General features: G+C 70.6%; 48 protein-coding genes. 21 read left to right on the top strand and 27 right to left on the bottom strand.

What is annotated here, in order from left to right; translation table 11 throughout:
• Positions 1-127 precede the first annotated feature (127 nt).
• The 25 genes from E1211_RS17995 to E1211_RS17885 form a co-directional block, all read right to left on the bottom strand.
• The gene (locus E1211_RS17995; RefSeq protein ID WP_132350158.1) at positions 128-529 is read right to left on the bottom strand and encodes a hypothetical protein; all 402 of its coding nucleotides are present in this window, start codon (positions 527-529) and stop codon (positions 128-130) included.
• Positions 529-915 (bottom strand): hypothetical protein, encoded by a 387-nt coding sequence (locus tag E1211_RS17990; RefSeq protein ID WP_132350157.1) that lies wholly within the window; start codon positions 913-915, stop codon positions 529-531. The genes E1211_RS17995 and E1211_RS17990 overlap by 1 nt, the downstream gene beginning before the upstream one ends.
• A 5-nt stretch (positions 916-920) precedes the next feature.
• Complete coding sequence (locus E1211_RS17985) at positions 921-1,148, bottom strand: hypothetical protein (RefSeq protein ID WP_132350156.1); 228 nt, start codon at positions 1,146-1,148, stop codon at positions 921-923.
• 2 nt (positions 1,149-1,150) lie between these two features.
• Positions 1,151-1,360, bottom strand: a complete 210-nt coding sequence (locus tag E1211_RS17980; RefSeq protein ID WP_132350155.1) for a helix-turn-helix domain-containing protein — start codon at positions 1,358-1,360, stop codon at positions 1,151-1,153.
• 1 nt (position 1,361) lies between these two features.
• The gene (locus E1211_RS17975) at positions 1,362-1,655 is read right to left on the bottom strand and encodes a hypothetical protein (protein ID WP_132350154.1); all 294 of its coding nucleotides are present in this window, start codon (positions 1,653-1,655) and stop codon (positions 1,362-1,364) included.
• Position 1,656: 1 nt separating this feature from the next.
• Complete coding sequence (locus E1211_RS17970; RefSeq protein ID WP_132350153.1) at positions 1,657-1,848, bottom strand: hypothetical protein; 192 nt, start codon at positions 1,846-1,848, stop codon at positions 1,657-1,659.
• Between the two features lies 1 nt (position 1,849).
• Entirely contained in the window at positions 1,850-2,278 is a 429-nt protein-coding gene (locus E1211_RS17965; protein ID WP_132350152.1) for a hypothetical protein, read from the bottom strand.
• Between the two features lie 31 nt (positions 2,279-2,309).
• Positions 2,310-2,675 carry a hypothetical protein gene (locus tag E1211_RS17960; protein ID WP_132350151.1) on the bottom strand — a complete coding sequence of 122 codons (366 nt, stop codon included), beginning with the start codon at positions 2,673-2,675 and terminating at the stop codon, positions 2,310-2,312.
• 112 nt (positions 2,676-2,787) lie between these two features.
• Positions 2,788-3,441, bottom strand: coding sequence for a hypothetical protein (locus E1211_RS17955; protein ID WP_207915409.1), 654 nt, complete (start codon positions 3,439-3,441; stop codon positions 2,788-2,790).
• Positions 3,442-3,524: 83 nt separating this feature from the next.
• Entirely contained in the window at positions 3,525-4,535 is a 1,011-nt protein-coding gene (locus tag E1211_RS17950) for a hypothetical protein (protein WP_132350149.1), read from the bottom strand.
• 118 nt (positions 4,536-4,653) lie between these two features.
• Positions 4,654-6,333, bottom strand: a complete 1,680-nt coding sequence (locus E1211_RS17945) for a UvrD-helicase domain-containing protein (protein ID WP_132350148.1) — start codon at positions 6,331-6,333, stop codon at positions 4,654-4,656.
• A 92-nt stretch (positions 6,334-6,425) separates the two neighbouring features.
• On the bottom strand, positions 6,426-6,794 hold the full coding sequence (locus E1211_RS17940) for a hypothetical protein (RefSeq protein WP_132350147.1): 369 nt from the start codon (positions 6,792-6,794) through the stop codon (positions 6,426-6,428).
• Positions 6,791-7,189, bottom strand: coding sequence for a DUF6248 family natural product biosynthesis protein (locus E1211_RS17935; protein ID WP_132350146.1), 399 nt, complete (start codon positions 7,187-7,189; stop codon positions 6,791-6,793). The genes E1211_RS17940 and E1211_RS17935 overlap by 4 nt, the downstream gene beginning before the upstream one ends.
• Positions 7,186-7,542, bottom strand: a complete 357-nt coding sequence (locus tag E1211_RS17930; RefSeq protein WP_132350145.1) for a hypothetical protein — start codon at positions 7,540-7,542, stop codon at positions 7,186-7,188. Before E1211_RS17930 ends, E1211_RS17935 begins: the two co-directional genes overlap by 4 nt.
• A 28-nt stretch (positions 7,543-7,570) precedes the next feature.
• Positions 7,571-7,900: a hypothetical protein gene (locus tag E1211_RS17925; protein WP_132350144.1), complete on the bottom strand. Its 330-nt coding sequence runs from the start codon at positions 7,898-7,900 to the stop codon at positions 7,571-7,573.
• A 62-nt stretch (positions 7,901-7,962) separates the two neighbouring features.
• The gene (locus E1211_RS17920) at positions 7,963-8,865 is read right to left on the bottom strand and encodes a hypothetical protein (RefSeq protein ID WP_132350143.1); all 903 of its coding nucleotides are present in this window, start codon (positions 8,863-8,865) and stop codon (positions 7,963-7,965) included.
• 18 nt (positions 8,866-8,883) lie between these two features.
• A complete protein-coding gene (locus E1211_RS17915; protein WP_132350142.1) occupies positions 8,884-9,150 on the bottom strand; it encodes a hypothetical protein in 267 nt (88 codons plus the stop codon).
• Positions 9,147-9,617 carry a DUF6573 family protein gene (locus E1211_RS17910; RefSeq protein ID WP_207915408.1) on the bottom strand — a complete coding sequence of 157 codons (471 nt, stop codon included), beginning with the start codon at positions 9,615-9,617 and terminating at the stop codon, positions 9,147-9,149. Before E1211_RS17910 ends, E1211_RS17915 begins: the two co-directional genes overlap by 4 nt.
• A gap of 27 nt (positions 9,618-9,644) precedes the next feature.
• Positions 9,645-9,887 carry a hypothetical protein gene (locus tag E1211_RS17905; RefSeq protein ID WP_132350141.1) on the bottom strand — a complete coding sequence of 81 codons (243 nt, stop codon included), beginning with the start codon at positions 9,885-9,887 and terminating at the stop codon, positions 9,645-9,647.
• Entirely contained in the window at positions 9,884-10,114 is a 231-nt protein-coding gene (locus E1211_RS17900; RefSeq protein WP_132350140.1) for a hypothetical protein, read from the bottom strand. Before E1211_RS17900 ends, E1211_RS17905 begins: the two co-directional genes overlap by 4 nt.
• Positions 10,111-10,251 carry a hypothetical protein gene (locus E1211_RS32590; RefSeq protein ID WP_165947286.1) on the bottom strand — a complete coding sequence of 47 codons (141 nt, stop codon included), beginning with the start codon at positions 10,249-10,251 and terminating at the stop codon, positions 10,111-10,113. Before E1211_RS32590 ends, E1211_RS17900 begins: the two co-directional genes overlap by 4 nt.
• Positions 10,252-10,448: 197 nt before the next feature.
• The gene (locus E1211_RS32585; protein ID WP_165947285.1) at positions 10,449-10,604 is read right to left on the bottom strand and encodes a hypothetical protein; all 156 of its coding nucleotides are present in this window, start codon (positions 10,602-10,604) and stop codon (positions 10,449-10,451) included.
• A 96-nt stretch (positions 10,605-10,700) separates the two neighbouring features.
• Positions 10,701-11,171, bottom strand: coding sequence for a hypothetical protein (locus tag E1211_RS17895; RefSeq protein ID WP_132350139.1), 471 nt, complete (start codon positions 11,169-11,171; stop codon positions 10,701-10,703).
• Positions 11,171-11,359 (bottom strand): hypothetical protein, encoded by a 189-nt coding sequence (locus E1211_RS17890; protein WP_132350138.1) that lies wholly within the window; start codon positions 11,357-11,359, stop codon positions 11,171-11,173. Before E1211_RS17890 ends, E1211_RS17895 begins: the two co-directional genes overlap by 1 nt.
• 101 nt (positions 11,360-11,460) lie before the next feature.
• Complete coding sequence (locus E1211_RS17885; RefSeq protein WP_132350137.1) at positions 11,461-11,880, bottom strand: hypothetical protein; 420 nt, start codon at positions 11,878-11,880, stop codon at positions 11,461-11,463.
• Positions 11,881-12,050: 170 nt separating this feature from the next.
• Between E1211_RS17885 and E1211_RS17880 the strand changes: the two genes are divergently transcribed.
• The 10 genes from E1211_RS17880 to E1211_RS17835 all read left to right on the top strand — a co-directional run bounded on the left by E1211_RS17880 (position 12,051) and on the right by E1211_RS17835 (position 17,425).
• The gene (locus E1211_RS17880) at positions 12,051-12,290 is read left to right on the top strand and encodes a hypothetical protein (protein ID WP_132350136.1); all 240 of its coding nucleotides are present in this window, start codon (positions 12,051-12,053) and stop codon (positions 12,288-12,290) included.
• A gap of 227 nt (positions 12,291-12,517) precedes the next feature.
• Positions 12,518-13,321, top strand: a complete 804-nt coding sequence (locus E1211_RS17875) for a hypothetical protein (protein ID WP_132350135.1) — start codon at positions 12,518-12,520, stop codon at positions 13,319-13,321.
• 251 nt (positions 13,322-13,572) lie between these two features.
• A complete protein-coding gene (locus E1211_RS17870; RefSeq protein ID WP_132350134.1) occupies positions 13,573-14,037 on the top strand; it encodes a hypothetical protein in 465 nt (154 codons plus the stop codon).
• The gene (locus tag E1211_RS17865; protein ID WP_132350133.1) at positions 14,034-14,531 is read left to right on the top strand and encodes a hypothetical protein; all 498 of its coding nucleotides are present in this window, start codon (positions 14,034-14,036) and stop codon (positions 14,529-14,531) included. Before E1211_RS17870 ends, E1211_RS17865 begins: the two co-directional genes overlap by 4 nt.
• The gene (locus E1211_RS17860) at positions 14,528-15,016 is read left to right on the top strand and encodes an AAA family ATPase (protein ID WP_165947284.1); all 489 of its coding nucleotides are present in this window, start codon (positions 14,528-14,530) and stop codon (positions 15,014-15,016) included. Before E1211_RS17865 ends, E1211_RS17860 begins: the two co-directional genes overlap by 4 nt.
• Positions 15,017-15,184: 168 nt before the next feature.
• Entirely contained in the window at positions 15,185-15,544 is a 360-nt protein-coding gene (locus tag E1211_RS17855) for a hypothetical protein (protein WP_132350131.1), read from the top strand.
• Positions 15,545-15,584: 40 nt separating this feature from the next.
• Positions 15,585-15,986 (top strand): hypothetical protein, encoded by a 402-nt coding sequence (locus E1211_RS17850; protein ID WP_132350130.1) that lies wholly within the window; start codon positions 15,585-15,587, stop codon positions 15,984-15,986.
• Positions 15,983-16,438: a hypothetical protein gene (locus E1211_RS17845; RefSeq protein WP_243709577.1), complete on the top strand. Its 456-nt coding sequence runs from the start codon at positions 15,983-15,985 to the stop codon at positions 16,436-16,438. Before E1211_RS17850 ends, E1211_RS17845 begins: the two co-directional genes overlap by 4 nt.
• Positions 16,435-16,956 (top strand): SLOG family protein, encoded by a 522-nt coding sequence (locus E1211_RS17840; RefSeq protein ID WP_165947283.1) that lies wholly within the window; start codon positions 16,435-16,437, stop codon positions 16,954-16,956. The genes E1211_RS17845 and E1211_RS17840 overlap by 4 nt, the downstream gene beginning before the upstream one ends.
• A gap of 46 nt (positions 16,957-17,002) precedes the next feature.
• Entirely contained in the window at positions 17,003-17,425 is a 423-nt protein-coding gene (locus tag E1211_RS17835) for a hypothetical protein (protein WP_132350128.1), read from the top strand.
• A gap of 50 nt (positions 17,426-17,475) precedes the next feature.
• Here E1211_RS17835 and E1211_RS17830 read toward each other — a convergent pair whose 3' ends face one another.
• Positions 17,476-17,700 carry a hypothetical protein gene (locus E1211_RS17830; protein ID WP_132350127.1) on the bottom strand — a complete coding sequence of 75 codons (225 nt, stop codon included), beginning with the start codon at positions 17,698-17,700 and terminating at the stop codon, positions 17,476-17,478.
• 90 nt (positions 17,701-17,790) lie between these two features.
• Between E1211_RS17830 and E1211_RS17825 the strand changes: the two genes are divergently transcribed.
• The 11 genes from E1211_RS17825 (at position 17,791) to E1211_RS17785 (ending at position 22,396) form a co-directional block, all read left to right on the top strand.
• Positions 17,791-17,994: a hypothetical protein gene (locus E1211_RS17825; protein ID WP_132350126.1), complete on the top strand. Its 204-nt coding sequence runs from the start codon at positions 17,791-17,793 to the stop codon at positions 17,992-17,994.
• The gene (locus tag E1211_RS17820) at positions 17,994-18,266 is read left to right on the top strand and encodes a hypothetical protein (RefSeq protein WP_132350125.1); all 273 of its coding nucleotides are present in this window, start codon (positions 17,994-17,996) and stop codon (positions 18,264-18,266) included. The genes E1211_RS17825 and E1211_RS17820 overlap by 1 nt, the downstream gene beginning before the upstream one ends.
• A gap of 54 nt (positions 18,267-18,320) precedes the next feature.
• Positions 18,321-18,500 carry a hypothetical protein gene (locus tag E1211_RS17815; RefSeq protein WP_132350124.1) on the top strand — a complete coding sequence of 60 codons (180 nt, stop codon included), beginning with the start codon at positions 18,321-18,323 and terminating at the stop codon, positions 18,498-18,500.
• On the top strand, positions 18,493-18,738 hold the full coding sequence (locus tag E1211_RS17810; RefSeq protein WP_132350123.1) for a hypothetical protein: 246 nt from the start codon (positions 18,493-18,495) through the stop codon (positions 18,736-18,738). The genes E1211_RS17815 and E1211_RS17810 overlap by 8 nt, the downstream gene beginning before the upstream one ends.
• Positions 18,731-18,865 (top strand): hypothetical protein, encoded by a 135-nt coding sequence (locus tag E1211_RS33730; protein WP_256371324.1) that lies wholly within the window; start codon positions 18,731-18,733, stop codon positions 18,863-18,865. The genes E1211_RS17810 and E1211_RS33730 overlap by 8 nt, the downstream gene beginning before the upstream one ends.
• Positions 18,862-19,059 carry a hypothetical protein gene (locus E1211_RS17805; protein ID WP_132350122.1) on the top strand — a complete coding sequence of 66 codons (198 nt, stop codon included), beginning with the start codon at positions 18,862-18,864 and terminating at the stop codon, positions 19,057-19,059. The genes E1211_RS33730 and E1211_RS17805 overlap by 4 nt, the downstream gene beginning before the upstream one ends.
• 52 nt (positions 19,060-19,111) lie before the next feature.
• Positions 19,112-19,375 (top strand): hypothetical protein, encoded by a 264-nt coding sequence (locus E1211_RS17800; protein WP_132350121.1) that lies wholly within the window; start codon positions 19,112-19,114, stop codon positions 19,373-19,375.
• 26 nt (positions 19,376-19,401) lie between these two features.
• Positions 19,402-19,992, top strand: a complete 591-nt coding sequence (locus tag E1211_RS17795) for a dATP/dGTP pyrophosphohydrolase domain-containing protein (RefSeq protein WP_132350120.1) — start codon at positions 19,402-19,404, stop codon at positions 19,990-19,992.
• Between the two features lie 71 nt (positions 19,993-20,063).
• On the top strand, positions 20,064-20,399 hold the full coding sequence (locus E1211_RS17790; protein ID WP_132350119.1) for a hypothetical protein: 336 nt from the start codon (positions 20,064-20,066) through the stop codon (positions 20,397-20,399).
• Positions 20,400-21,577: 1,178 nt separating this feature from the next.
• Entirely contained in the window at positions 21,578-21,700 is a 123-nt protein-coding gene (locus tag E1211_RS33725) for a hypothetical protein (RefSeq protein WP_256371323.1), read from the top strand.
• A 144-nt stretch (positions 21,701-21,844) separates the two neighbouring features.
• A complete protein-coding gene (locus tag E1211_RS17785) occupies positions 21,845-22,396 on the top strand; it encodes a hypothetical protein (RefSeq protein ID WP_132350118.1) in 552 nt (183 codons plus the stop codon).
• Between the two features lie 2 nt (positions 22,397-22,398).
• Here the strand turns inward: E1211_RS17785 and E1211_RS17780 are convergent, their stop codons facing one another.
• Positions 22,399-23,340, bottom strand: a complete 942-nt coding sequence (locus E1211_RS17780; RefSeq protein ID WP_243709576.1) for a tyrosine-type recombinase/integrase — start codon at positions 23,338-23,340, stop codon at positions 22,399-22,401.
• Positions 23,341-23,801 lie beyond the last annotated feature (461 nt).

Here is a 23,801-nt window from a genome sequence, read left to right as displayed (position 1 = left end):
GGTTGGGGGTGGGGCGGTCGGCCCACAGCCAGGTCATGCCGGTCATCACGATCCTTCTCAACTCGCTAGTGGATACAACTACCAATATAGGTGACGGGGGCCGACGGGTCCAGGACTTCTACCAAGTTCACGCCGACCGGTCACCCGGCTGACGGCAACGGACCAGCTCCGCGCACACCGCAGCCCAATCCGGGTGCGTCTCCCGCTCCGGCACCGCCGGCCGCTCCCGCCACGGATGCAGGGCACTCAACCCGGCCCGCTCGTCGTACAGCAGCGCCTCCCGCACACACTCGCCGCACGGCTGCTCGCCGTCGTGGTCGAGCTGGAAGTGCCGGCCCAACGCCTCGATCAGGATGCGGTTCCAGTCGACCGCTCGGACCACCTCGTCGTACAGCTCGTCGGCGGCGTCGACAGCACGGTCCCAGTTCTCCCGGGAGATGGTGACCGGCTCGCCGGTGAGCCCGTTCCACGTGTGGACGCCCACGACCCGCTGGGTCAGGCGGCTGACGATGTTCCTGCGGACCGGCATCACGCCTCTTCGGGCTCGGCGGGGACACCCAGGACCCGGCCGGCGTAGAACGCGGCAGCGTAGTTGCTGTTCGGGTTGCCGTCGTAGCGGGCGGCGATCAGGTGCAGGATCGCGTCCTCCTGCCGGTGGTGGTACCAGCTGGTGGTTCTCTCGCCGACCACGAACGTCCACCGGGTGCGGTTGTCCTGGTCGGTGACCTCGACCAGGTGGTCGTCGCCGAGCCGGATGACGTTGGTGACCCGCGAGGTGTTGCGGCGCCGGGGGTCGGAGGGGATGACGAGTTCGGCGACGCGCTGGAACTCCCGCCGCTGCTCGACTATCTCGGCGAGGGCGGCGTCGCGCTGCCGGTCGAAGAAGGACTGCGGTGTGCTGCTCGTGCTGGTCATGTGGGTTACTCCTTCGGGTCGCTGTTTGCGGTCTTCGTCTCGTGCGGCATCTCCACAACCCTTCCGCCGTCGTCCAACAGGTGCGCCATCCGCTCGTCCCCGTACTCGGCGCCCTGCTCGGTGGTCCACGGGAACGGATCCCGCCGCGACTCGGCGGTCTTCCGGTACGTGATGCCGTCATGCTCGATGACGGTGCCGACGATCATCAGCGCCGTTCGGTGGGGCTTGGGCATGGTCACTGCTCCTTTCCGGGCGCCCACGTCCAGGCGCCGTTGAACGCCTCACCCACCCGCCGGACCTTTCCGTCGGCGGCGAGCTGCTGGAGTGCGGTCGACACGGTGTCGGTGGGCAGGCCGAGCCGGTCGGCGAGCTCACCGGCGGTCGGTGGTTCGTCCCGCCATCGGGGCCGGGCCATCAGGGTGAGGACCTTCTCGTCGGTTGTCATGTCACTGCTCCTTCGGGTCGCTGACGGTGATGTAGACGGGCTGCCCGGCGATCCAACCCGCCCAGGTGCCGTCGGTGTAGGTGACGGTGGCGATCTCGCCCCGATCGTCGAGGGTGGCGCTGGCGACGACACCGACGAAGATTCGGTCCCACGGTCCCCGGTACTGGTGCAGGTTCTTCCAGTACGACGGGTCGGCGGCTACCCGGATGTCGAGGTGCCGGCCGATGAGGGCGGTGATGTCAGCGAGTTTCCACGCCATCACCTGGTCGGGGTTGTACACAACCTTGTCCGGCACGTCACTGCTCCTCGGTCTCGTGGACTTGTTCAACATCGGTGGCGCCATCGATCAGCGGGCCGCGCCCCAGTGCGTTTTCCTGCCGCTCGATCTCATCGATCGCGGCCCGGCCGGTGGCGGCGCGGACTACGCCGATGACACGGTCGTGCGCGGGTAGCGCGTAGGTGACACGCCAGAGTGCTTCGGTCGTCATGTCACTGCTCCTTCGGCGCGTCAGCCGTGCACCGGTGCTGCTTGCACTTCGGGCACCACGACGCCACGTCGGACTGCTTGACGGCACTGTGCCCGCAGTCGAGCAGCACCTTCGGCGCGTCGGCCTCGGCGAGCACTTTGCGGCCCGCCTCGGTCAGCTCCCACACCTGCGGGGAGTAGATCGACGGGCCGGTGGACCGGCCGGTCACCGCAAGCCGCGGGTTGGCGTTGGTGAGGTCGTTGCAGGTTCGGGTGACGTTCTGCCCACCGTTGCCCGACCAGATATCCCGGGTCTTCTCCGACTTGGTCCAGCCCCGGTGCCGGCTGACCTCGCCAGCGGCGATGGCGCGCAGCACTGCGAGCCGGGTGGGTGTCATCTTGAGCGACGCCATCGCTTCTCCGTCGGGCTTGACGATGTCGGCCTTACGCATCCGGGTGCTCCTTCTGCTCGGTGCTCGCTGGTCAGCGGTGCCAGCGGTAGACGGAGTCCATGGCCATCACTCCGAGGCGGGTGAGCCGGTAGAAGCCGTCACGGTCCTCGACTGCCTCGATGAGCTTCTGGTCAAGCAGCCAGTTGCGGGTGCGGGTGTCGGGGACCCGGCCGACGGTCCGGTTCCACAGGAGAAGCAGCACCTCGGCGCGGCTCTCGGTGAGCCGCGGCATGTCGACGACGGTGGCGCTGCCGGCGCGGCAGGTGATGCGGTTGCCCCACGGGTCGCGCAGGGCCAGGCGGGTGCCGTAGTTGTTGGTGACGCGGAACATGCCGTGCCAGGCGGTGAGGGTGCCGTGGTAGTTGACGATTGGGTCGGCGGCGAGGTAGCGGGTCATGGTGGGCTCCCATCACTGACTAGCTGTTACATCTACCAAGTTACTCCGGGGCTGGCCCCACCGCAAGGAACTTCTACCGAATTACCTGACGGCAGGGCCGCCGGAGCCAGCCCTACAGGCCAACCCCGGCGTCCAGCACCCGCTGCGCAGCCGACGCATACTCACGCGCCCGCGTCTTCGTCACCCCGAACTCCCCCACCAGCGCCTCAGCGACCGCGTCCAAGCCACGCGGGTGCTCCTGGCGCAGCTCAATCGCCCGCTTCAACATCGGCGCCTCAAACGTGGCGGTCTGGCCCTTGACGGTCACCTCCACCGCGCCGCGGGTCCGCTTCACCGTCACCGACGGCACCACCCGCCGCACCGGCCCCTCTTCCTTCGGCCGCCGGTCGGCCATCTTCGGCGCACCACCGATACCGTCACCCTGCCGGCGGCGCGGGTGCCGCTCGAACCAGGCGACGATGTCCTGCTCCCGGTGCAGCGACCACCACGGCTTCTTCTGCCCCTTGCCCGCGTAGTCGTCCGGCGGCGGGAACGGGTCGTCGGCGTACTTACCCTTCCGGGTGCCGCCCTCACGCAGCGGGATCTCCCTGCGGGACTCGAACAGGTGCTGAGAGATCGTTTTGGGCTGCATCGAGTCGACGCCCTGCACCCGCGCGCCGATCTCGGCGAGGTCGGCGGGAGTCAGGAACGGCTGATCGGGCATCTCGTCGTCCCCCAGAACTTGGTAGTCGATGTCTGGGGCACCATACGTCACTGCGGCGTCCATCGGTGGGCGCACCTCCTGTTCATGTTGATGCCGGTCACGTGCCGCCCCGGGTACCTGGGGTGGTACGTGACCGGCGGGGTTGCTCATCGGCCCGAACGGGCCAGGTCGGCGAACCGCAGCCCCTGGATCGCGTCCAGGGCGGCGCGGCCGTCCGCGTCCACGCCCGAAGCTTCGATGTCCACGCGGTTCACTTCACCGGAGCGGATGAGGGCCAGCAGCTCCACCGCCGCCTGCTGGAACGCGACCACCGCCGCCCGACCTGGCCTCAGCGGGTCGCCCGGGCGAGGCCGGCACTGCGCGATCGGGTGGGGCGGCCGGTTCCCGCACACGGTGGCGGCGAGCGCGGCGTCCCGCTCGGCGGTCGTCGTCGCCGGCTCGTGGCGAACCACCAGCGCGGTTCGCTGCTCCGCGTCACCGCAGCGACCCGTCTCGTCGTACTGCCCCCCGCGCCACCAGTTGCCCTCACGCTCGGCGACGGCCGCGTACAGGTAGATGTGGTGGCCGCAGTGCCGGCAGATGCCGACCTGCGTGCCTTCGCCGTCCGTGTCGATCAGGCCCTGTGTCTCGTCCTCCGCGGCCTCGGCGGTGTCGTCGAACTTGTCGCGGTAGACCGCGTCGTCCGCGTCGTTGGCCGGGGCAAGGTGGTCGAGGACGGCGGCGGCGTCCATGCCGAGCTGCTGGCGCGCCCGGGTCGGCTCCGTCGCGGGCTCCTGGTCGTACGGGGCTTCGCGGCGGGCGAACTTGCCCAGCTCGGCGGTCAGCGTCTTCCGGTATTCCTCGTAGTCGGCCCGGCAGATGGGGCAGGTGGTCGTGTCGATCGACGGGGCGGTGCGGGTGGCGTCGGTGACCTGCTCGCCGCACACGGCGTTCGGGGTCTCGCCCATGCCGGTGAACAGGTGCACCGGCGGTTCCAGCTCGATCGCGCGCAGGCCGGCGTCGGTGGCCCGGTGGAACGGGAAGCCTTCGATCCGGACGATCCACCCCTCCCGCTCGCAGACCGCGTAGGTGGCCTGGTTCGCGCGAACGGCAGGGCGTGTGCCGTCGTAGAAGTATCTGATCAGTGCGGCCTGGCTGCTGCTCGGGCGTGTGGTCATCGGCGGGCTCCTCGGGATTCGCTAGTTGTTACGACTACCAGGGTAGACGGTGGGGACTGGGCGAGCAACGACTTCTACCGAGTTACGCGCGCCAACCCTGCCCCCACCGCCATCCGCATCAGCGGGACGCAGCGACCCGCGTACCGCACGTCGTGCACTTCGGGTTGCGGTAGATCCGGCACCGGCGGCACAGGCCCTCGAACAGCCCGGACGCAACCGGCACGGTCACCGGCTCCGCCACCTCGACCGCCACGGCCGGCACGGTCACGGCCGCCTCAACCCGCACCGGGGCAGCCTGAACGGGAACCTCCGGAGCCGGCCCCGCGGCGGCCGGCGCCGCACCCTGGACCCACTTGTCGACCCACTCCAGGCCCTCCCGGTCCAGCACCCGCTGCGCCCGGGTCACCGCCACGTACGCCAGCATGGCGTCCTCCCGGGGCACCCGGGTCTCCTTCTCCGGGTCGTCCGACTCCTTCGGCTCCTGGAAGTCCGTGGCGATCTGGACGGTGTTCCACTCCCGGCCCTTCGACTTGTGAGCCGTGGACACCACCACGTCGGCGTGCCGCTCGTCGGTGAGCCGGTCGACCAGCGACGCCAACTCGTCCGCCCCGTACCGGTCAATCAGGTTCACCAGCACCTTCAAGTCCGAACCCTCACCGGCCTGCACGTAGTCCTGCACCTCCGACCAGTAGGAGAACGCCATCAGCTCCGGGTGGTCGCACGGACGGCCGGCCATGAGCTGCTGGGCGGCCCGAGCGAACGCCTTGATGTCCTTCCCACCGCCGACCAGCGCGGTACGGCGACCCTTGTCGAGTTCGGCGATGACCCGGGAGATCGCACCGCCGTTGGAGCGGCACAGCACCGCATCGGGGGTGTCGAGGTCGGCCAGGCGGGAGGGGATCTGGTCGAAGCCGGTCAGCCGCAGGTCGGTGCCGTCGACCAGGGACAGCCACTTGTTCGCCTCGTCCGCGACGGCCTGCCCGAACCGGAAGCTCTTGGAGAGGTAGAACCGCTGGCCGTCGAAGTTCTGCATCGCGTCGGTGGCGCCGCGCCAGCCGTAGATGGCCTGGGCGCGGTCGCCGACGAGGATCTGCTGGGCGTTCTGACGGGCCACCAGGCCAGCGACGGCCGGGTTGGAGTCCTGCGCTTCGTCCAGCAGGACGTAGTCGGCATTGAGCTGCGGGTCCGACAGGATCCACATCTTGAGGTACATGTCGTGGGTGAAGCGGAGTCGGCCGTTCTGCTGGGTGAGGTCGGTGTCCCAGGCGCGCTGCGCGATGGGGGCCAGGTGGCGGGCCAGCTCCCGGTGGGCGAGTCGGTCGACGCCCTGCACCAGGGGGACATGCCACGGGGTGATCTGCCGGTCGTCGCTGTAGCAGAACTTCTGGATGGTCTCGCCGACGAGGCGGGCGAGCTGGGCCGGGGCCAGGGTGATCTCGGCGTCCTTGACGACGCCCGCGAGCTTGATGGGCTCGTAGATGCCGAGGATGACGGCGGCCTGGTTGGCGGGGATTCGGGGGCCGTCGAGGCGGGCGCGGTAGTTCCGGCCGACGGCGCCGAAGGCCATGCTGTGGCTGGTCTTGCACATGACGCTGCTGGGGAACTTCTTGGCGGCGTCACCGGCGATGCTGCGGTTGTAGGCCAGGTAGGCGCCGCGCTTGCGGCCGAGGGCGTCGGCGAGGAACTTCAGCGTGGACGTCTTGCCCGTTCCCGCACCGGCCTCGATGGTGATGTTCGCGCCGGTGGCGGCGGCGTCGATGATGTTCTGCTGTTCGCCGGTCGGGGCGTAGCCGCTCATGTCAACTCCCGTATCAGTAGTGGTTACAGCTACTAAGTTACGCCAAGGGGAACCCGGTCGCAACGACTACTACCGAATTCCCCCCGCGCGTCTCACCCGCAGGCCAGCAGGCCACCAGGAGCAGCGACCAGCGGCACGAACCGCACACACCCGCAGCCACCCACACCGCAGCTCCCGTTCCCCAACCCTGGGGCCTGCGAGTAGTCGGGCAACGTCGACACGTGCGACATGCACAGGTGCTGGCACACGCACACCCGCAGGTCGTTGTCCTCGACCCACGACCGGTGCCCTCCACCGGGGCCGGCGGCGTACCAGGCCAGCCACCGGGCTGCCGTGTACGGGTGGCAGACCAACACGACCTTCCCCATCGCGCGGTCGCGCACCTGCACCCGGTAGGCGTCGAGCGAGCCGCCCAGCTCAAACCGGGCTGCGGTGCTGGCAGTGTCAACAGGGCTGGTCATACGGCGCTCCGATTCGGGCTGAGCATGGCGAACAGGTCAAGCTGATAGGTGGCCGGGACGTCGGCGGGCGGCCGTTCCGGGCCGACCGGTGTGCACCCGCACGGGCACACCCACCGGCAGGGACGGCCGGACAGCCACACCTCGGCCGAGGCGACGCCCTTGCCGACGGCGACCTGGCCGCGGCTGGTGGTGATGTACGTGTCGCCGTGTGCGCGGGGCGCGCCACCCCATCCGACGACGTTGCACTGTTCGTGCTGTCCGGCCTGGCAGTGCCCGCACGGCCCCCACTGGCAGGCACACAGGCTGGGGTCGGGGATGCCGTCCACGTACGCCTTCGGGAGGACCACGCTGCGGATCCACGCCGCCGCGTCGGGCGGCACGTAGCTGGTGGTCACGCCTGCCCCCGGTGGCCGCAGCCGTACAGGGTGTCGATGACCGCCCACGACCCGCCCTGCCGCATGGACCGGTACGGCCTGGCCGCGGCCAGGGCCTTGTCGTAGTTGCCCCAGCCGGGCTGGCAGGCGACCGCGTACACGTCGACGCCGAGCCGGTCGGGGGTGGCGGGGTCGGTGAGGCGCTGCCCGTTGTCGCCGATGGTGCGGCGCACGACGTAGCCGACCTGGTTGCGGGTGCTGTGCCCGTCGCAGGAGCGGGCGTCCCGGGCGGTGGTCGGGGTGTAGTCGGCCACCGGCCGGTCGGCGACGACCTGGGCGAGAACGTCGGGGTCGTGGGTGGGCGTGGCGGTCATGGTGGGCTCCTCGTGGTCGATGCGGGGTTCAGGCGGCCAGCACGGCGGCGGCGCGGGTCAGCAGCCGGTCGGCGATCTCGTTGAGCAGGGCTTCCGGCTTGCCGTTGCGGGCCGGGTGGTCGGCGCCGAAGTGGCTTGCCAGGTACGGGCTGCCCGGGTGCCACAACTCGGCCGGGTCGGACACCAGCCCGGTCCACGTGAGGTTGTCGTTCAGCACCTCGGCGACGGCGTAGCTCTGCCGCTCGTAGGAGTCGCGGCGGATCCGGACGCGCACCTTGTGGCCGGTGTCGAGCTTGACGATCCGGGCGAGTTCGTAGCCCTGGCTGTAGAGGTGGAAGGCGTTGTCGAGGACGCGCATGGTGTGTGCTCCTTGCTCGGGTTGGGTGGCCCGCCCCCGGGTGGGGGCGGGCCGGGGGTCGGTTACTTGCCGAAGCACTCGGCGACCTTGCGGGCGACCCGCTTGGCCAGCCGCTGCTCCACCTGCTCGACGGTGGTGCCAGCCTTCGCGGCGAGCGCGGCGGCGATCACCGCGGCGTGCTCCCCGTCCTCGGGGTTCGCGGTCCCGTTTCGTCGGCTGTACTCCGCCCAGAACATCGCGTTCACGTAGGCGATCTCGGCGGAGCGGACGGTCCGCAGCACCGCGCCGTCCACCTTCAGCACCTCGCCGTCGGGGGTGCCGATGAGCTTCGGGTCGTTGATGCGGGCGTGCCGGGCGGCTTCCTGGGCCTGGCGCTCGCGCTCCTGCTTGGTGGGGCGGGGGGGCCGCACGGTCCACTCGACCGGGGCGTTGGGGTAGCACACGGTGCACAGGACGTACGCGCGCCGGTCGAACTTGGCGATCGCCTCGGCCTGGCTGAGTCCGGACAGCTCCGGGTTCCACGCGAACGCGGTGCGCTGGCCGTTGCGGTTGCAGGTGGAGCAGGCCATGTGGGAGTGGATGTGGCCGTTGTGCTGCTGGACGGTGAAGAACCGGGACCAGCCGCCGCGGCGGGCGAACTCGGCGTTGAGGGGCGTCGCCTCGGCCTCGATGGCGGCGAGGGTGTTGACGGCGGTGTCGTACTTGCGGACCAGGTCGGCGTAGGTGTAGCCGGCGGCCATGCGGGGGACCCGCTCGTCGCCGTGGGCGCGGGCGGCGGTGATGGCGTCGGTGTCGCTGGTCGGCCGCTCCCGGCGGGTGCGGGTGACGTAGCGGGGCCGCTCGCCGAGGGCGTAGTGGATGGTCACCGCGGCGGCGGCGATGCTCTGCTCGGCCTGGGCGGCGCGGCGGTCGATGTCGGCGAGCTGGGTGTCGATCTCGACCGGGGTGGCGGTGGTGACGTTCATCGCGGGCTCCTCAACTCGCTAGCGGCTACGTCTACCAATATAGGTGACCGGGTCGCCGCTGTCTCCACAACGACTACCAAGTTTTTCGGTGTTTTCCTCCGGCCACGACGGAGCCCCCGGCACACCTGCACCGGGGGCTCCCGGGGTGGTGTCCAGCGCCACGGAGATCAGCATGTCCGGGCGGTGGCACGCCTTGTGGCTGGCGAACCTGACGGCAAGGGGCAGCGTGGTCTGTCCCACGTACCCCTTGCAGTCGAGGGTGTTCCGGATCAGATAGATGATCACGACTCGTGCGGCTCCATGATCGTGAACACCGGCTCACCGTTGTCGCCCGGCCCAATCGTCAGCGTCAGCTCGACCAGCCTCGGCTGGCGACCCGTACCGGTGCGCGGCACCCGCACGAGCCGGAACGGGACTCGATCGCCGCCGCGGTTCCGGCGAGCGGCGCTGATCGCCATCCACAGGACGTCCCACAGGCGGCCCTTCTCGTCCTGCACGGTGCCTTTGCGCTCGCTGTCGGCGTCGCCCCAGCCGACGCAGTCCTCCCAGGCGGCCCGGGTCAGGGCAACCGGCGCGGCAAATCCTGCTTCGCGGGCCATCGGGCCGGCGTCGACCAGGGCGCCGTCGGCGAGCGCCTGGGCGCGGGTGTAGGCGTGGATGATCTCGGCGTCGGCCCAGAAGTCGGTGCTCATGGAATCTCCTTCGGTCAGCTGCCGTTCCGCTTGCACAGCCTTAATCAATAGCTCGTACATCTACCAAGTTACTGGAGGTGGGGTGACCTAGCATGGAAACGCTGGGCCCTCGTCCATGAACTCGACCACTCGCGCCACCACCGACGCCTCCTCTGCCGCAACGTCATCGGCCAGCCCGTCCACGACCTGCGGCTCAACAGCCAGCAGTGCGGCCACCCGCCGCTTGACCGCGTCGCCCGCGTCCAACACCGCCAACGGGTCGACCGGCTCGCTCACCTCCAGCTCGGTGACAAGCCGGTCGACCGCTGCGTCCTCGTCGAAGTCGCTCACTGGCCGTCATCCGGGACGCGCCGAACGACCCGGCTGCACCACATGAAGGCCAGCGCGGCGACCACCATCAACGGCACGGCCACCGGCATTCGCCATGCTCCGAGCGCCACATCCGGCCCGGCGCCCGGAGCCGCCAGTTCCAGCCCGAGCAACACGATGCCGAAGGCCAGGACCAGGCCGGCGACGTAGCCGCCGACCCGGCACCAGCGCGCCGACCTGCCGGTCAACGCCGGCCCTTCACCGCGGCGGCCAGCGCCTGCCGCGCCTTCTCCACGTCGGCGGCGGCCTGCTGGCCCCCGACGACCTGGGCGAGGTTTTGCGCCGCCTGCCACTCCTTGCCGAGCTGTGTGATGGACTTGCCCATGGCGGGCCCCCTTTCGGGTTGGTCGGCCCGCCCCGCGCGGCGCTGCAATCGCCGATGTGCGGGGCGGTCCTCAATGGGTTGGGGACAGTGGGGGCGGCCGGCTTGCCTGCGGGCCGCCCCCACGCACTGGTCTGCGATGACCCCGCACGGGCCCGGACGCGCTGGCCGGGCCCGGCAGGCTCACGAGCAGACGCGCACTACCGGCGGTTCTGGGCGGCGATCATCCGGGCGGTGCGGCGCGACGCCGCGGTCTCGACGCCGTTGGCCTTGTCCCGCTGCTCCTGCGCCTGCAACCGCAGCGTCTCCGTCACCGACGGGATGGCCGAGTCGGAGCTGTTCGAGTTGTTCGCCATGGGCTCTCCTTCGTGGTTGGTGGGCTGGCCTGTGGTGACCCCACTCGGGCCGGGAGTGCAAGGTCCGGCCCGGCGGGCTCACGTGCAGACGCGGGTTCAGTGGGCGAGAACGGCGAGCGCGAGGGTCACGCCGCACGCGATGCAGGACACCGACCAGGCGACCCGGACGACCGCGCGGCGCAGCCGGTGCCGACGGACCGGTTCGACCGTCGTCGCCTGCCCGGCCTCGACTCCGGCGTCGTAGGCCCGACGGCAGGCGGCCGACACGCGGACCGCTGCGGTGAGGGCTCGCATCGTCCACCAGTGGCTGACGGCGACTCGTCCGGTGCGGGTGAGTTTCAGCAGGGTCCGGTCGACCTCGCCGACCTGGGCGACCAGACCGGCGTCGAGGGCGGCCCGGCCGAGCCACGACACGTCGATGACCCACCGGCCGCCGACGTTGACGACCCGGTAGTCCCGGACGGCGGTCAGCAGCTCACCCATCGGGTCGGTGACCGTGGCGGTGGCCGCGCGGGCGGCGGTGTCTGTGCGGTCGACCGCCGCCCGCGAGGGTGTGTTGCCGGACATCAGGCGACGCCGAGCTGGGAGGCGACGATCGCGGTGTGCCGGGTGGTCTGCCGGGACGGGCGGCGCTGCTTGATCCGGCGGGTCTTCACCTGGCCGTCGTCGGTGGGCAGGTCGATGGTGACGGCGCGGCGGGCGCTGCGGGCGGCGGCGCGGGCGGCACGGCGGGCGGTGACAGTGACGCGGTCCATGACGGTTCTCCTGTCGTGGTGTGGGGGGACTGGTGTGTGTTGGGTGTGTCGGCCCCGCCCCCTGTGGACGGGGCCGACGGTGGTGCGTGGTGTGGTGCTGGTCAGGCGTGGGCCATGCCGGCGGCGAACTCGTCGCGCAGGGTGGCGAAGGTGCGGTCCGACAGGGTGGAGGTGAAGGCCAGCGCCTCGACGCGGTCGAGGGCGGCGTCCAGCTCGGCCACCCGGGGCTCCTGGTCGGCCCGGCCGCGCAGCGGGGCGGCGATGCCGACCAGCCGCTCGCGCACCCGCTCGGCGATGCCCGGGATGCTCACGTCGGCCAGGCCGGCGTCGCGGATGTCGCGGTACACCTCGGCGGCGTCGAGCCGGTTGGTGAACCGGAGGCCGGACAACTCGTCGATGCGGGTGGGTCCGGCGAAGGTGTTGAGGGCGACGCCGCCGCCGACGCACAGGCTGGCGACGAGGGTGATCGTGCCGTACTCCTTGCTGTGCTGTTCGCCGGGCTGGGTGAGCTTGCTGATCATGTCGGGGGCCTTCCCGATCCGGGGGCTTGGCCGGTGTTTTGCCCCACCGGCCAAGCCCGCTAGCGCTTACATCTACCAAGTTAGGTGGAGGCACCCACCGTGTCAAGGACGAAACACCAACCTGGTTGGGAAAGTTGTCAGCCCACCGGGTGGCGTGGGAATATCCACGCATGGACAAACACAGAGACGCCCTGACCAGGAAGGGAAGGGCCTACGTACGCGCCAAGGAACGCGCCGACAAGCTGGTCGCCGGCCCACGCGATGAGCTGGTGCAGGCCGCCCGCGAGGCGTACGCCGACGGCATGAAGAAGGCCGACATCCTGCGCGCCATGGGCCACGCCTGGTCCACGACCTGGCTGGACACGGTGCTCAAAGACGTGCAGCGGAAGCCGAAACCAGACGCCGACTGACCCGCCGAAACAAGTGCGGGCCGGGCAGGTGGGCAAACACCTGGGCTCCCGGCCCGACTAACCCAGAGAGGCCCTGGGCTGTGCAAGAGAGTATCAACCCCGGTACCCAGCCGGAACCGCCAGCAGCAGCGGGGAGAGCCAGTCGCCCCGCGTCGGGGCGGTGGTTCACCGACGTCTACCGCGACGCCGTGTGGGAGTCGGAAGACCTCAACGCCGACCAGAAGGCGGTGGCCGAGACCTACGCCCGGCACGCCCGCAACGCGGCCGGCGACAAGGGCGCCGACGCCGACCTGACCTGGTTAACGTACCCGCGGCTGATGGCGAAGGCGGGCATCCGACGGCGGGCGAAGGTTCCTGCGATCGTCGCCGCCCTGGTCGACGCCGGCTGGCTGGCGGTCGTGCACCAGGCCGCCCGGCGGCCGACGCTGTACCGGCTGACGATCCCGGCTCGTAGTTCCGACGCTGGAACCACCGACAGCCCCGGTAGTACCGACGGTGGAACCACCGACGGGGGGTCGAGCGACACCCCCGGTAGTTCCGACGGTGGAACCACCGTAGTTCCACATCGGCACCTTGGTAGTTCCACTTCTGCCGCTGGTAGTTCCAACGGCGGTACGCAACCACTACCACCACAAGAACCACTAACCCCCACCCCCAGGGCGGAGGGGGCGGACGCCGAGCGCGACGATCCGCATCGGGCCGCAGCCGTTGCTCTGGTCGACCCCTACCGGGCCGACATGACCGTGCCCGACGCGCGGACGCTCACCCGGGCGATCGCCGACGCGCTACGACACGGCTGGCCCGCCACTGAGATTGAAGCCGTGCTGGCCCGGAAACTGGCCGGGCTGAACGATGTGGGCCTCGGTCTGCTCAGGCGCATCCAGAAGCTCGGACCGCCGCCGACGCCCGACGAGATACCGAACCGGTCCACCCCCCGTGCGGCCAGCGGCCAGCCATTCCGCAACCTTGATGACCAGGCGTACCTCGATTGGGTCGGACAGGACCAACTCGAACCGGGGGAAGCGGCATGACCGCACCCGCACCACCGACCGGTCCGGGCTGGGACGTGTCGAAGTGGAGGGTCGATGTCGTAGACGGGGCGGGCCGCCCTGACGTATCTTGGTAGATGTAACCGCTAGTGAGGTGAGGGGTTGAGACGACGACCTTCGACGGCATCACCTACGTCATCCCCTGCGGCGGCGGGCTGCGCGGTCGCCGGTGCAACCGACGCTCTCCGCGCTCGCGCATCGATAGAAGTAACAGCTAGCTATTTGGAGGATTCGTGACCGACATCGCCGACCTGACCGTAGCCGTGCGGAACCTGAACGACGCGGACCTCGCCGCGGTCGTCGCCGCCGGCACCGCCGAGCAGGCCCGCCGCGCCGCCGCCCTCGACCGGGCTCGCCGCGCCGCCGCCTACCGCATCGCAGCCTCCGGCCCGGACGACCCCCGGTGGACGCCGCATATGTGGGACGGGGCTCGGCTCGCCGCCGGACCCGCGGTCGGCCTGAAAGGCTTCATCGCCGGCCGCTGCGAGGACGGCTGCGAGCAGGTCGACGGCGAGCCCCGCTGGACGCTGTACGGCGTCGGCGGCGGGCCCCTGTGGACGTGTGTGCCCCGCGAGCACCTGCGGCCGGTCCCGACCGTGCGGCGTCCCGGCGGCCAGGGCCGGGCGCGCTGCGACTACTCGTGCCTGTGCTGCATGGGCGACCCCCGGCAGCACCTCGCAGAGGCGGCGCGGGCGTGACCGCCCTGTTCGCCGAGCTGGGCGCGCTGGTGCACCTGCTCGACTCCGGCCGGGTACCGGCCCCGCACGGCCTACACCTGAACTTCCTGGCGAGCGATGCCGCCTGGGTGCGGGCGATCGCCGCCGACCCGGACACCGCCACGCAGGTCGGGCTGGACCCGCACGTCATCGTCGCCCCCGGCCGGCTGTTCAACGGCACCGAGTACACGGAGGTGCGGCTGTCGTGGACGAGCGACTCGGACAACCCCGACCGGGAGCGGATGGTCGCAGCGGTGCGCGCCCTGGCTGACCTGCTGCGCGCCGGGGCGATGCCGGTGCCGCTGCGGCTGGACGCGATGCACGCGCTCACCGAGGTCGGGTTGCCGGCGCAGCGCAGCGTCGACCAGGCCGCCACGGTGCTCGGGGAGCGGCCGGTGCGGCTGCAAGGGTCGGTGTTCGTGGTGTCGCGGCTGGGCCGGACCGTGTCGTACACCGTGCACGGGTTCGAGTGGTGACCGGCGTGTTGGAGTTGCTGGCGACGCGAGGGCTTCCGGCGTCAGGCAAGACCCGGTTCGCCCGCGGCTGGGTGGCCGAGGATCCGTCCGCCCGTGCCCGGGTGAGCAGGGACGACACCCGGGCGATGCTGCACGGCGGCTGGCTCGGCACCAGCTGGCAGGAGCGGCAGGTGACGGTCGTGACGCACGGGGCAATCCTCGACCTGCTGCGCCAGGGAGTGTCCGTGGTGGAGGACGGCACCAACCTGGCCGATAAGCACCTGGTCGCGCTGTGGGACATCGCGGAGCGGACAGGCGCCGCGTTCCGGGTGGTGGACCTGACGGATGTGCCGTTCGAGGTGTGTGTGGCTCGGGACGCGGTTCGGCCCAGGTCGACGCGGGTGGGTCGGGAGTCGATGCTGCGGATGTTCGAGCGGCACTTGCAGGGGCGGCCTCGGCCGTTGCCGTTGCCGCCGCTGGTGCGGTCGGCGCTTGAAACTCGGTAGAAGTCGTAGACCGGGTGCCCATCGCGTCGTATATTGGTAGTGGTAACCGCTAGTGATTCGGATGGTTGGCGTGGACGAGTTTTCGATGATCGGCCCCTACTACTGCGACGGCCGCGAGCAGCCCGGCTGCCCCAACTGCACCCGCCAGTCGGCGGGGGTGCCGCTGCCGTGAGCCAGCAGACCGCCGTCACCCTCAACCCTCGCTACGCCGTCCCCCGCGACGCCGACCAACTCACCTGCACCCAGGTCCCTGCCGGTACGTGGGCCGTCAAGGTCCGCCAGCACGGCGACCAGACCACCGCCTACGCGGTGCCCCGCCACACCACCACCGGCCGCGCGTTCGTCCTCGCCACCGGCACCAACGCCCCGGCGGTGTTCGGTGCGGCGATCCGCTGGACCAGCCAGGCCAAGACCCTCACCTGCCGCATGGACCGGGTCGTGTTCGCCGGATACGGCAACGCCACCCACGAGCAGACAACCGACCTCGACGGCCTCGCGGCCGTCACCGACACCGTGGAGGCCCGATGACCCTTCGACCTGGCCCGGCACCGAGAGGAACGAGGCTGACATGACCAACCTGCACCCGACCAAGACCCGGCTGCGGCTACTCCGCGACGTCGCCGACGGCAACGTGTGGTTCTCCCCGCACAGCAGCGCGGTACAGAACCGGGCCACCACCCCGGCCAGCAACGTGCTCTCGGCGACCGCCGAGCAGCGGCAGGCCGGCTGGATCACCGCCGACATCCGCGAAGGCGCGGACACCCTCGGCCACTACCCGTACCGGCCGACCGGCACCGGCTGGAACCTGCTCGCCCAGCACCTGCCCGACGCTGGCCCGATCCCCCCGGTGTGGCTGCTCGACGTGGATGGCGTGGTCAACGCCGACTCCCCGCAGTGGGGGGTCAAAACCACCACGGGCAAGGCTCACGCCGCCGGATTCACCGCGACCTACGAGCAGGTGCGGTCGTGAAGCGCCGGCCCCGTGACATCGGCACGGCCGCGGAGTCGGCCACGGTGAAGTTCCTCGTCGCCAACGGCTTCCCGCACGCCGAGCGGCGCAGCCTCCGCGCCAGCGACCTCGTCATCGAGAAGTGGATGGCGGAACTCGCCGTCGAGGTGACCAACGCGCGCGCCATGGCCGGCATCCTCGTCGTCCAGCGCGCCGGAGTCGGGCCGGCCAACGCCGGCCGGTGGTGGGCGTACACGACCTCGGCTCAGCTCGCCGCCCTCACCGGAGACCCGTACCCGACGACGGGCCGATTCGGCTTCCCGGTGCGGATGTTGCTCGCCGACGCCGTCACCCTGCTGCGCGCCGCCGGCTACGGCGAGCCCGAGGCCCGGCCGGTGGTGGCCCCGTACGACGGCACCCGCCACGACGACATCGAGAACGTGCCCTTCCCCGGACTGGAGGCCGTGAAGTGAGCGCGTGGGAGGTCGCCGCGGCTACCGGACACCGCCCCCAGCACCTCACCGCCGAGGAGCGGCGATGGATTCGCGCCGAGCTGAAGCGGATCGCAGTCAAGCTCCGCGACGAACACGGCACCGCCACCGGCGTCTCCGGTATGGCGCTCGGCACGGACCTGTGGTGGGCCGACGAGACCGACACGGCCGGGATGAAGCTCTGGGCGCACGTCCCGTTCCCGCAGCAGCCGAACCCATGGCGAGACGAGGACAAGACCGAGTGGCGCCGCCTGCTCGACCGGGCCGCGAAGGTCACCACCTACGGCGACCACTACGACGTGAAGCTCCTCCATGCCCGCAACGACGGGATGCTCGCCGCCGGCTCCGTGATCGTCGCCGTGCACAAGCGGTCGAAGACCACCGGCGGCACCGCGAGCGCCGTCCGCAAGGCGGAGCGACTCGGGCTGCCGATCATCCGCATCGACCCGGAGCGGCGAACGGTGACGCTTTCACCCGGCGCAACCCATGCCCACGCATAGCCCCAGAAGCACCGTTCAGATGGCACAGAACGATCAAGGAGAAGTCGTGACGCACACCCGGACACACGCCAGCATCGCCCTCGCCAACCCGTTCCTTGCCTGCGACCTCTGCGGGCAGACGGTGACCGCGTGGCACCCGGCCAAGTGCGGGTGTAACGGAGACGTCTACAACCTGCCCTGCGAGCACCGCGCTGGCGTGACGAGCGCCTGCCCCTCGTGGAGTCCGGTGGATGGCTGCCAGTGCAGCCCGCAGCACACCGTCAACCCGAGGTTCGGCCGGCGCAACCCGCACTGCTCGAACTGCGGCGACGAGCGTGGCGGCGACTTCGGGCACGAGGCGCACGAGTGTCAGTACCGGCCCGGCATGACCGCCGAGGAGCTGGCCAAGACGATGTCGTCGAAGAAGGCCACCCGGTACTGGGGCGTGATGATCGACCGCTACTTCGAGCGGCAGTTGGTCCAGCCGTGACGTCCCTCGCCGCCGTGCCGCAGCCGGGCGACCCGCACGCCCGGCCCGGCTCAGCTCTCGTCCTTGCGGCGCAGCGTCCGGGCGTCGGGCACGCCGCGTTCGCGGGCGATGCGGCCGACGTGGTTGCGGTGGTAGCCGGCGGCGGCGGCGACCTGCTCGACGGGGGCCTTGTCCCGGACGGCGTCGGCGATGGCCGCGTGGAGGGCTTCGGTGGCGCGCTCGACGGCTTCGTCTCGGGCTTGGCGGGCTTCGCGGATGCGGTCGATGTGATCCATGTTCCGACTATGCCACATCAGGGTTGCATTGGACTAGGGAGGTATGCAACACTGATGTTGCAAGCGAGAGAGCGAACAGGGGAGACGGAAATGGCGATCTACTGCGGAGCGTGCAAGGGCTGGCACATCGGCGGCCAGCAGGTCGAGAAGTGCCACGGGCTCCCCATCCGCAGCACCAGCCCCGGCATCGCCCTCGACGGCACCACCCGCTGGACCACCAAGGAAGCCGCCGAGGCCGCCCACGCCGCGCTCGTGGCCCACTGGGACGCCCTCGCCGACGCTCAGGCGGCCTGATGCCCACCGCCGCCGACCTCGACCGGGTGGCTCAGGCCGCCCGGTTCACCAGCGTCGAAGCCGTCCGACTGCACCTGCGCCGCGTCATCGAGCGCATCAACCAGCAGGGCAACCGGGTCATCGGCTACATGGACGCCGGCCGGACCCACGACGACTACACGCAGGTTGTCCAGCAGATCAGCGAGTTGGCCGGCGAGGCGCTGACGTTGGCCGCGCAACTGGACGTGCTGGCGTCCATCGCCCGAAGCATGGAGGAATCCCGCCGTGACTGACGTCGCCGCCCTGCCGCAGCCGTCCACCGACCCGCAGACCGTTAGGAGACCGCGATGATCCGGATTCACCTGTTCCGGTGGTGGAGACGTTGGCAGCTCGACATCGGCACGCGGCGAGGGTGGCTGTCCGTAGGAGCGGACTGGCGTGAGGGTGTTCGGCCCATCCTCTACCTCTCGCCCGACGCCACTCCGCAGCGCGCGACGTTCAACATCAATCGGGACTCCCGTGACTGACCTTGTCGTCGTGCCGCAGCCGGGCGACCCGCACGCCCGGCCCGACACCGATGCCGACACGGAGCGGATCTGCGGCCACTGCCGCACACCGATGCGGGGTTACGCCCGGCTCGGCGACATCTGGCTCTGCCACCCAGACGACGGCCTCGACTGCTACCGGATGGTCACTCTCTACGGCCACGGCGCACCGTGCTTCCCGTGCGCGTCGATCCACTACCAGGGAGCCGATCGTGATTGACCTTGTCCCGCTTCCGCCCGAGGGCGACCCGTACGCCCGGCTCCTGGCCGCCTACCTCGACGGCCGCCGCAGCCCCCACACCGCCGACACCTACCGCCGCGACATCACCCACGGAGGCACGCGATGAAATCCAACCGACTCGCCGGCCACACCCTGCCGAACGAGGGTCGGCTCTACGACCGAGGCATCTACCTGGTTCGCGAGGGGGCAATCCGCTGCTCCTGCGGCGACGTGTCCCCGTTCCTGCCCAACGCCACCGCCCGCAGACGCTGGCACCGGGAGCACAAGGCTGCTGTTCGGGCTGCCGCTGATCCGCGATAACTCCCCGACCGCACGAACCACCAACCCGACCCCCGAAGCGAAGGAGCCCAACATGACCACCAGCTACCTGCCCGCCAACGTGACCGTCCGCGAGGAATGGGCCGTCCGCTCCGACGACGGCAACATCTACCGCGTCAAGGACGACTCCCGCGCCGCCGCCGAGCGGGAAGCGGCGCTGCTCCAGCGGGGCGTGGACGGTGAGCCGGGTGAGCCCGGTGCCGCTCCGGCGCACCGGTATGTGATGGAGACGCCCGAGGGGACCGCGGAGACCGGGTGGCGTTCGCCGCTGCACTGGACGCCGCCGGCCACCGTCTGACCCGCCCCAACCGAAGGAGACAACCCATGGCTCACTGCCTCCACGCCCTGTGCATACTCGACAGCCCGAACGGTCCATGCCTGACCGAACCCCAGACGGAACCGGCGGTGATCGACGCCGCCCACCTGGCCCGGCAGCGTGCGTTTTCGGAGCGCACGTTCGGGCCCGGCCCTCGCACGGCCGGAATCCTCGACCACATCCGCAAGGAGTTGGCGGAGATCGCGGCGGCGCCCGGCGACCTCGGTGAGTGGGTCGACGTCGTCATCCTCGCGTTGGATGGGGCGTGGCGTGCCGGGCATGAGCCGCAGGCCATCGTCGACGCGATCGTGGCGAAGCAGGCGAAGAATGAGGCCCGCACGTGGCCGGACTGGCGGACCGTGGCACCCGACCGGGCGATCGAGCATGACCGCGGCGCCGACATCCCGCCGCCGGCGTTGGATGAGTCCGACCCGCGTTACGCGGCGCCGTTCCTGGCCGGGATGCAGGCCGCCCGGATGGCGATCGTGAAGCGGGGCTGGACGACTGACGCGCCGATGACGACCGCGGAGGCGGTGGCGGTGATCGGCCGGGAACGTGCCGAGTTGATCCATTTCCTCACCATCCCCGACCAGCCGTAGCCCGTGTGTCGGCGTCCGGGTGTGCGCGCCGGGCGCCGACACCCCAACCCTCTCGGAGGAGAATCCCCACCATGCCCACACCAGCCCCGAGCATCCTCGACACGATCGACAACGCCATCGCCGACTGGGAGACGTCCGCCGACGCGATGCGGTGGACACCCGAAGCCCCCGAACAGCCCACCGGGCTCGTCATCCACACACCGACGCTTGAGCAGCTCGCCACCGCAGCTCAGATCGCTGCCGCCGGGGACGTGTTCGCCCGGATAGGTGCGCACTTCGAGCAGATCCGGAGGGCTCTCGAACCTGCGTGGCGGGCACTCGCGCCGCTCGTCGAGGCCGACCGGGAGTTGCAGCGGCGACAGCGGGTGTCGCGGATCCGCCGTGAGTACGGGCGGCGGCGCCGGTGACCACCCCCTGGCGGTCAATGTGATCGCGGCCGAACGGCACCTCCCAGTGTGGACCAGGAAGGACTAGCGTCGCCGCATGCGCGTGATCGTCTACGTTCCCGACGGCCGCGGAGCAGCCCGTATCCGTCGAGCAGTCGAACAGGAAGTCGAACGCCGTGGCCACGAGCTCGTCGGCAGCACCAACAGCCCGGCCACTGCGCGAGCCGCCCTGTCCAACAACGTTGCGGACGTAGCCGCCGGCCGCCCAAACCACCTGCTGGAGCTGGCGCCATGGGCTATGGCCGTCCCAGCCCGGTCGACCCCGACTGCCGCCGGGCTTCTCGTAGTGCCGTTCCTGCCCCTGCTGTGGTTGCACGACTGGGTCAAGCGCCGCCCGCCGTCAAGGGGTGCGACTGTGGCTGGTGCGGCTGCGGTACTTGTCGGGGCGACCGTCGCACTGGCGGCCGGGCTGGGCGGCGGCGAGCCGGGGCCGGGCGGTCCGGCGGCTGCCGCGGTGTCGCCTCCGGCAGCCCAGGTTTCGGCTGTCGCCATGCCGCCGGCCGCTCCCCCGTCTCCGGCGTCGAGCGGCCCGGCGTCCACGGCGCCCGCCCCGGCTGGGCCAGCGCTGGCACCCAGCCGGACCGATGATCGGGGTGCGGGGTCGACGCCGGGGGCGGCTGACCGGACGGCCCGACCCACGGCCACCGCCCCGCCTGGCGGAGGCACGACACCCTCGTCCACCACGGCCCCGAAGCCGCCGCAGTCCCCGAAGCCCTCGCAGTCGCCGCAGTCCCCGCACGGCGGACCGTCACCGGTGGCCGACCCCAGTCCAGGACCTGACCCCGGTCAGGACTCTGATCAGGACTGCATCATCCATCTAGACGTGCTTGGCATAGAGATTCGGCTCTGCCCATAGCGGCCGTTCGGGCAGGACTATCGCGTAACGGCATCCGAACGGACGGTACCGGCACTGGTACGCGCTCGGGCAGCCTGTGTCCGCGTCCGCACGGTGGGTGGTCGGGCGGCCACACCAGCCGACGCGGCAAACCCATCGCGTCGTTCACCCTGCGTCGCGGTGAAAGTTGCAAACTGTAAGAATCGAATGACACGGGAAAGGTAACTGAACACGCACGGCCGCACCCGGAGGCGGCCAGCACTGCGCCCAGACCCGGCACACGATCCCTGTGGGGGAGGATCTGATGCCCAACGCGCATCACCAGCAGAACCGCCGCGCCCGGCTCCCGCTACCCGTAGCCGCCAACGCGCCCGCGGCTGTCTACCGCCGCACCGGCGGCGGCATCACCCCCACCTCGACGGGCTGACCCCCGCCACCACCAGGCACCGGCCACAGCGCCAGGCCGGCGCCTGCCGCCGCACACCCACCACCTGCGGCGAGGAGGCGGCAGAGCCCCACACGGTTCTGCGCGTCTCCGATCCGCACGCACCGCCTGATCGGAGCCCCATCGATGATGACGCACCTCCCGCCGTTTCCTCCGGAGACAGAAGAGGACCGGCACGACCACGCCGCCCAGCAGCGAGCGCAGCGACTCGCCCAACTCCTGGAAGAGCGACGCCTCGGCGCCCCGCCACGCCTGTACGTCCGCGCCACCGTCGCCCTCGCCGCCGCCGCCGCCATCGACTGGGTGGCCGTCGCCTACCACATCGGCCTGACTGCGGGCCTCGACCCGCTCATCGGTGTACACCTGGCCGTCGGTTCAACCCTCAGCGTCATCGCGGTCTGCCTCGGCATGGGCTGGGTCGTCATGGTCGACAAGTGCCGGCGGGAGCAGCAGCGCGACGAGATCGACGCGCTGCGGCACCAAGACCTGGCCGACCTGGTCGGCTGGGTCATCGAGCAGTCACGCCAGCGGGAGTGGCAAAGCTACGCCGTCGGCGTCCGAGAAGGCCGCCGACAGTTCCTCGACTCCCCCACCGACCCGACGCAACTCGGCGTCGACAGCCCGGGGGTGCTGCCGTTCGGTCACCGCAACGGCAGCCGCGCCCAGGGTCACCGGTGAGGTTAAACGCCCCGCATCACGTCGATGCGGTCGTACGCCCGCTGGGCCCGCACCCCCCGGGCTGACGAGCCGTAGTGCCGCAGCATCTGCTGCGACTCCCACCCGTTCAGCTCCATCAGGTCACCTTCGGCCCCTCCGGCGTCCAGCCAGTTGTGGGTGAACGTGTGCCGGAACAGGTGCGGGTGGATGTCCATGCCGAGCCGGGTGCCCCGCCGCTTGACGATCTGCCGCACTCCAGACGGGGTCATCGGCTGGTTCCGGCGGACACCGATCCACAGCGCGTCGACGACCTGGGCGGCCTTGTGCTCGGCCCGCTTGCGCAGGTACCGGTCGAGCGCGAGAGCCGCCTTCGCGTCGAACCGCACAACCCGCTCCTTGCCGCCCTTGCCGACCACGGCAGCGGTGCGGCGCACGATGTTGACGTCGCCCACCCGAAGGTTCGTGATCTCCGCGAGGCGGCAGCCGGTGCACGCGAACAACCGCAGCAGGGCTGCGTCACGCCGCGACTCGAAATCCCGGCCCTTCTCCGCGTCCCGGATCAGCGCGGCGAGCTGGTCGATTTCGATGACCGCTTTCCGTTGCGCACCGACCTTGGGTGGCGGCGGGGGCTTGAACTTGTCGAACGGGTTCGGTGCCTCTTCTTCGTCGGCGTACCACTTGAAGAACGCCTGCAATGCCCGGCCGATGTTGTTCCGGTAGCCGCGGGCGTATTCGATGTCCTGCATGTGCACGAAGAACGCGCGCAGCTCGTCCCGGGTGACTTGGCCCCAGGCGCGGACCTGGGTGTCGCGGAGCAGCCAGCCGGCGAACCATGTGGCGGCGTCGGTGTAGATCCGGCGGGTGTTGGTCGACTTCTCGGCGACTTGGAGGGATAGGTCGAAGGAGTCGATCCACGGCTGGAACGGTCCGAGGTTGGTGGGGAGTTTCCCCCGTTTGCTGGGCACTGCTCACAACCCCCTGGTCGTGTGGAAGTCGTCCACGCCCCGGGCGGGTCGTGCAGCACTCGCGTAGCACCCTGACTCTTGCCGCCGGGTGGCGGTGTCGGTGGGTGTGTCGTCGGGGAGTCCCATGCGGGGGAGCCCTCCGGCGGCGTCGTGCGTCTCGTGGACGTAGAAGGTGTCCGGATTGAGTCGTATTGCACCGGCGCTGGGTGCAGCCGAGGAAACGGACACGGGGGACATGCTAAGCCGAACTCCGAGGCATAGGCGAGTGCTCCGTGAGCGGCTAAGCATACGGATGGCGCTGGCTGGTGCCAGCGTTTCCGCAGGTGGTGCCTGTTTGGAGCCCCCGGCCGGGATCGAACCGGCGACATCTCGCTTACAAGGTGAAGGGCCGCGAGCGGTTAAGCGTGAGCGTGTGGGCTGGGGTGTTGTGGGTGCGGGAAACGCATAGGCGAGTGCTCGCT

It is taken from the genome of Micromonospora sp. 15K316 (assembly GCF_004348525.1).
In the GTDB taxonomy this organism is placed as follows: Bacteria; Actinomycetota; Actinomycetes; order Mycobacteriales; family Micromonosporaceae; genus Micromonospora.
Note: the sequence above shows the minus strand (reverse complement) of the source record. Positions and strands in the feature narration are given on the sequence as shown.

What these genes read in the sequence shown, in the direction of transcription:
- E1211_RS17995 (WP_132350158.1), bottom strand. Translation starts at nt 529, where the DNA reads ATGCCGGTCCGCAGGAACATCGTCAGCCGCCTGACCCAGCGGGTCGTG.
- E1211_RS17990 (WP_132350157.1), bottom strand. Translation starts at nt 915, where the DNA reads ATGACCAGCACGAGCAGCACACCGCAGTCCTTCTTCGACCGGCAGCGC.
- E1211_RS17985 (WP_132350156.1), bottom strand. Translation starts at nt 1,148, where the DNA reads ATGCCCAAGCCCCACCGAACGGCGCTGATGATCGTCGGCACCGTCATC.
- E1211_RS17980 (WP_132350155.1), bottom strand. Translation starts at nt 1,360, where the DNA reads ATGACAACCGACGAGAAGGTCCTCACCCTGATGGCCCGGCCCCGATGG.
- E1211_RS17970 (WP_132350153.1), bottom strand. Translation starts at nt 1,848, where the DNA reads ATGACGACCGAAGCACTCTGGCGTGTCACCTACGCGCTACCCGCGCAC.
- E1211_RS17965 (WP_132350152.1), bottom strand. Translation starts at nt 2,278, where the DNA reads ATGCGTAAGGCCGACATCGTCAAGCCCGACGGAGAAGCGATGGCGTCG.
- E1211_RS17960 (WP_132350151.1), bottom strand. Translation starts at nt 2,675, where the DNA reads ATGACCCGCTACCTCGCCGCCGACCCAATCGTCAACTACCACGGCACC.
- E1211_RS17955 (WP_207915409.1), bottom strand. Translation starts at nt 3,441, where the DNA reads ATGGACGCCGCAGTGACGTATGGTGCCCCAGACATCGACTACCAAGTT.
- E1211_RS17950 (WP_132350149.1), bottom strand. Translation starts at nt 4,535, where the DNA reads ATGACCACACGCCCGAGCAGCAGCCAGGCCGCACTGATCAGATACTTC.
- E1211_RS17945 (WP_132350148.1), bottom strand. Translation starts at nt 6,333, where the DNA reads ATGAGCGGCTACGCCCCGACCGGCGAACAGCAGAACATCATCGACGCC.
- E1211_RS17940 (WP_132350147.1), bottom strand. Translation starts at nt 6,794, where the DNA reads ATGACCAGCCCTGTTGACACTGCCAGCACCGCAGCCCGGTTTGAGCTG.
- E1211_RS17930 (WP_132350145.1), bottom strand. Translation starts at nt 7,542, where the DNA reads ATGACCGCCACGCCCACCCACGACCCCGACGTTCTCGCCCAGGTCGTC.
- E1211_RS17925 (WP_132350144.1), bottom strand. Translation starts at nt 7,900, where the DNA reads ATGCGCGTCCTCGACAACGCCTTCCACCTCTACAGCCAGGGCTACGAA.
- E1211_RS17920 (WP_132350143.1), bottom strand. Translation starts at nt 8,865, where the DNA reads ATGAACGTCACCACCGCCACCCCGGTCGAGATCGACACCCAGCTCGCC.
- E1211_RS17910 (WP_207915408.1), bottom strand. Translation starts at nt 9,617, where the DNA reads ATGTACGAGCTATTGATTAAGGCTGTGCAAGCGGAACGGCAGCTGACC.
- E1211_RS32590 (WP_165947286.1), bottom strand. Translation starts at nt 10,251, where the DNA reads ATGGGCAAGTCCATCACACAGCTCGGCAAGGAGTGGCAGGCGGCGCAA.
- E1211_RS32585 (WP_165947285.1), bottom strand. Translation starts at nt 10,604, where the DNA reads ATGGCGAACAACTCGAACAGCTCCGACTCGGCCATCCCGTCGGTGACG.
- E1211_RS17895 (WP_132350139.1), bottom strand. Translation starts at nt 11,171, where the DNA reads ATGTCCGGCAACACACCCTCGCGGGCGGCGGTCGACCGCACAGACACC.
- E1211_RS17890 (WP_132350138.1), bottom strand. Translation starts at nt 11,359, where the DNA reads ATGGACCGCGTCACTGTCACCGCCCGCCGTGCCGCCCGCGCCGCCGCC.
- E1211_RS17885 (WP_132350137.1), bottom strand. Translation starts at nt 11,880, where the DNA reads ATGATCAGCAAGCTCACCCAGCCCGGCGAACAGCACAGCAAGGAGTAC.
- E1211_RS17880 (WP_132350136.1), top strand. Translation starts at nt 12,051, where the DNA reads ATGGACAAACACAGAGACGCCCTGACCAGGAAGGGAAGGGCCTACGTA.
- E1211_RS17850 (WP_132350130.1), top strand. Translation starts at nt 15,585, where the DNA reads ATGACCAACCTGCACCCGACCAAGACCCGGCTGCGGCTACTCCGCGAC.
- E1211_RS17830 (WP_132350127.1), bottom strand. Translation starts at nt 17,700, where the DNA reads ATGGATCACATCGACCGCATCCGCGAAGCCCGCCAAGCCCGAGACGAA.
- E1211_RS17825 (WP_132350126.1), top strand. Translation starts at nt 17,791, where the DNA reads ATGGCGATCTACTGCGGAGCGTGCAAGGGCTGGCACATCGGCGGCCAG.
- E1211_RS17820 (WP_132350125.1), top strand. Translation starts at nt 17,994, where the DNA reads ATGCCCACCGCCGCCGACCTCGACCGGGTGGCTCAGGCCGCCCGGTTC.
- E1211_RS17815 (WP_132350124.1), top strand. Translation starts at nt 18,321, where the DNA reads ATGATCCGGATTCACCTGTTCCGGTGGTGGAGACGTTGGCAGCTCGAC.
- E1211_RS17805 (WP_132350122.1), top strand. Translation starts at nt 18,862, where the DNA reads ATGAAATCCAACCGACTCGCCGGCCACACCCTGCCGAACGAGGGTCGG.
- E1211_RS17800 (WP_132350121.1), top strand. Translation starts at nt 19,112, where the DNA reads ATGACCACCAGCTACCTGCCCGCCAACGTGACCGTCCGCGAGGAATGG.
- E1211_RS17795 (WP_132350120.1), top strand. Translation starts at nt 19,402, where the DNA reads ATGGCTCACTGCCTCCACGCCCTGTGCATACTCGACAGCCCGAACGGT.
- E1211_RS17790 (WP_132350119.1), top strand. Translation starts at nt 20,064, where the DNA reads ATGCCCACACCAGCCCCGAGCATCCTCGACACGATCGACAACGCCATC.
- E1211_RS33725 (WP_256371323.1), top strand. Translation starts at nt 21,578, where the DNA reads ATGCCCAACGCGCATCACCAGCAGAACCGCCGCGCCCGGCTCCCGCTA.
- E1211_RS17785 (WP_132350118.1), top strand. Translation starts at nt 21,845, where the DNA reads ATGATGACGCACCTCCCGCCGTTTCCTCCGGAGACAGAAGAGGACCGG.